Raw genomic sequence first — 2912 nt, 5'->3', positions numbered from 1 at the left:
ATTCACATAACAAACAATTCAAGTGGATTCTCAACGCGTGGCAGTTTTACTATGCGTCAGGTAAAGTGCTTTAAGGTGCAATGCAGTGGCTTGGCCAGTGCGTTGTTCACCACTTAATTGGGCGTTAACTGTTTTATTTTATTTAGGAGTCAATGGTTTGTTTGAAAGCCAAGATATTATTGTTTTAAAACAAAACACTACAGAGTTTGTGAAAGATCATTCACTTACGATGCACTATGAATCAGGAAATCAAGGTTGGTATGTATCAGCAGGACGACCAGGTTATCCGAATGATGGCTCTGAACTAGGTACAAACGAGGCTTTCACTTGCCTTTTTGGTGACCTATTTGAGGTTAGATTACTTGACGCAAATTATACAAGTGCTCGCATATTACTGACAAAATTACCAGTATTGAAAGAAGCTGAAAGCATTTTTAATCAGTCACATATTTTTAAAGGCACTAACCCTAATTTTACTGAACAAGAAGTAACGATACTCAAGGATCAAATGGATCTAATGAAAAATCGTATAGAAGACCTTGTAAAATTGACGGAAATACAACAAGCATATTTAGAAAAATCATTTGAGATGTTAAATGAAAAACTGGAACAAGGTAGTAAAGAAGGGTGGCGTCAAGCAGCTTACGGTGTAGTTACTAGTGTAGCGTGTACCTTTGCACCGGATATTGAGACAGCGAAGAACTTATTCGATGTGTTTGGAACTTACATTACATCTGCGTCAAACTTCCTGCTATCAAACAGTTAACAATCTGTTTAAGAGGGATTCGCAACGCGTGGCATTTTCACTATGCGTTGCATTTAGTGATTAAGGTGGTTTGCAAAGGCATCTGTATTGCGTTGCTCACCCCTTAACAGGGCGTTAGCTGGGGTTAAGGAAAACGGTGAATTTAGGGTGGAAAGGCTTTCGGTTTTCTAGCTACACACCGGACAAATCTTAGCTTCTCAACTATCTCGCCAGTGGCACTTTTCGGAAAGTGTTTGAACTTAACGAAGTCTGCTTACGGGAAATGTTGTGTTTGTTAAGTTCATTGTCGCGGCTTCTTTGCTGTTGAAATTCATGAATGCCTAAATTCATTTCGTGTGCTTTGTCGTTGGCTTTTTCGATAGAATTCTTTGCAAATTATCATGCTCAGGAATTGGGATTTCCTCGGCCATTTCTTCTTTGCCAGGCGCATTTCGTGGATTAGGCTTTAATTTCACAGCTGTCCATTTTACTTTGCCGTTTGAAAGCAATAATGTGTTTAAAATTAGGCATTTTGGCGTAATTCGCTAGCTAAAGTGCAGCAGCTAACTAGGCGTTTAAGACGGATTCCCAACGCTTGGGAGTTTTGGCTCTAGGTTGAGTTTTGTGTTTAAGGCGCAATGGTTTAGGATTGTAGTCGCGTTGCTCACCACTTAACGCAGCGTTATGTGTTTGATGGGTTTTTAAGGTCAAAGCTACGATTTCATTGAGAATTCGTTCCGTATTTTCGGCAAGTTAGCTTGGTCAAAATGAATCCGTGAAAGAACTTCAATTGGTCACGTCCAAGGTTCTTGGGTTGCCTCAATTGCGTTTTCGATCTGGTTTGTGTTGCGTTTCTTCGGTTTCAAATCGCTTTAATTGAAATGTCTTTTTGATTGACTCTCTTGCTGAAGTTCAGCTCTGAAAGTCTGGTGAAGCAAAAGGTTTTGTTGTGGCTGAAAGGACGCTTTCTTTATTGTTGATTCTGCAAGTGGTTCTCTTTGGCTCAGATCGCTGTGAAATTTAGGGTTTGGTAAGCATCGTTTTTGCACGTAACTTATTCAAATGTCTACATTTCTACGGTGATTTACTTTGAATTCACGGTAAAATTCACATAACAAACAATTCAAGTGGATTCTCAACGCGTGGCAGTTTTACTATGCGTCAGGTAAAGTGTTTACGGTGTTATGCAGCGGCTTGGTCAGTGCGTTGTTCACCACTTAATTGGGCGTTAGTTTAACAATCAAGTTCAGCACCCTAACTGTAATTGCTAGGGTGTGGATATTATTTCAAATGATTTTGGGGTAACTGCGATTGACCAAGAACGGCAACGATCAGAATAAAGCCATCTTCTTTGGTAAAGTAGGCAGTGTGCTTGCCAACAGGAAAGTAGAAGCCACTTGGGTATAATTCATCACAGCTTCTGCCTACTGCTGGATTGTCAGCAAGCATTTGAAAAGCAGTTAGTAGGTTGTCTCTGTAGTGATTCCATTGTGACTCAGAAAAGTTTGTAACGGTGTAGCTTTTAATTTTACGCAAATGGCCTTGCGCCAATTTACTTAGCTTATATTTGTTCGTTTTCATACTTTAGGTTACAGGCTCTTCAAGAATGTTTCGCCATCAACTACATTACCTTGCGAGAGATCTTCTTTTGCAGTCTCAAAGCAATGTTTAATGTAATCAGCTTTCATTGCTTCAAGCTCTTCGTAATCTTGAATGGACATAACAACGACAGCATCTTTGCTATTTTTGCTGATTTTAACTGGCTCTCGTTGAGCACTTAGAAGTAGTTCGCCAAAATTACGTTTAGCGTCGTTTGCTGTTAATGTATGCATGTTAATGCTCCAAACTTGGGATACTCGTAAGAGTATAATTGTTTGTGCGAAATGTTCAATTTAATTAAATCGTGCGATTTGTTTGAAGTTAAACTAACAAACAATTTAAGAGGGATTCCCAACGCTTGGCATTTTTGCTTCTACTTCAAATTTAGTGGTTACGGTACAATGCGTTAGGTTGGGTGGTAGCGTTGCTCACCCCTTAATTGGGCGTTAGCTGGGGTTAAGAAAAACGGTGAATTTAGGGTGTAAAGGCTTTGGGTTTCCTAGCTACACACCGGACAAATCTCAGTTTCTCAACTATCTCGCCAGTGGCACTTTTCGGGAAGTGTTTG

The 2912-nt window shown here is 39.8% G+C and carries 4 protein-coding genes; 1 reads left to right on the top strand and 3 read right to left on the bottom strand.

Going from position 1 to position 2912, the window contains the following annotated elements; genetic code table 11:
• The first annotated feature begins 85 nt into the window (after nucleotides 1-85).
• Nucleotides 86-766, top strand: a complete 681-nt coding sequence (locus EYW48_RS20710; protein WP_277432997.1) for a hypothetical protein — start codon at nucleotides 86-88, stop codon at nucleotides 764-766.
• Nucleotides 767-1092: 326 nt separating this feature from the next.
• On the opposite strand, the gene EYW48_RS20700 is transcribed toward EYW48_RS20710, so the two are convergent.
• The 3 genes from EYW48_RS20700 to EYW48_RS20690 all read right to left on the bottom strand — a co-directional run bounded on the left by EYW48_RS20700 (nucleotide 1093) and on the right by EYW48_RS20690 (nucleotide 2577).
• Complete coding sequence (locus EYW48_RS20700) at nucleotides 1093-1221, bottom strand: hypothetical protein (RefSeq protein ID WP_277432996.1); 129 nt, start codon at nucleotides 1219-1221, stop codon at nucleotides 1093-1095.
• Nucleotides 1222-2026: 805 nt separating this feature from the next.
• On the bottom strand, nucleotides 2027-2326 hold the full coding sequence (locus EYW48_RS20695) for a type II toxin-antitoxin system RelE/ParE family toxin (protein ID WP_171981730.1): 300 nt from the start codon (nucleotides 2324-2326) through the stop codon (nucleotides 2027-2029).
• An 8-nt stretch (nucleotides 2327-2334) separates the two neighbouring features.
• Nucleotides 2335-2577 (bottom strand): type II toxin-antitoxin system Phd/YefM family antitoxin, encoded by a 243-nt coding sequence (locus EYW48_RS20690; protein WP_017040365.1) that lies wholly within the window; start codon nucleotides 2575-2577, stop codon nucleotides 2335-2337.
• Between the last annotated feature and the right edge of the window lie 335 nt (nucleotides 2578-2912).

Source organism: Vibrio sp. 1180_3 (assembly GCF_029478545.1).
GTDB lineage: Bacteria > Pseudomonadota > Gammaproteobacteria > Enterobacterales > Vibrionaceae > Vibrio > Vibrio aestuarianus.
The sequence above is the reverse complement of the archived record's forward strand: the minus strand, read 5'-3'. Positions and strand labels throughout refer to the sequence as shown.

What these genes read in the sequence shown, in the direction of transcription:
- EYW48_RS20695 (WP_171981730.1), bottom strand. Translation starts at nt 2,326, where the DNA reads ATGAAAACGAACAAATATAAGCTAAGTAAATTGGCGCAAGGCCATTTG.
- EYW48_RS20690 (WP_017040365.1), bottom strand. Translation starts at nt 2,577, where the DNA reads ATGCATACATTAACAGCAAACGACGCTAAACGTAATTTTGGCGAACTA.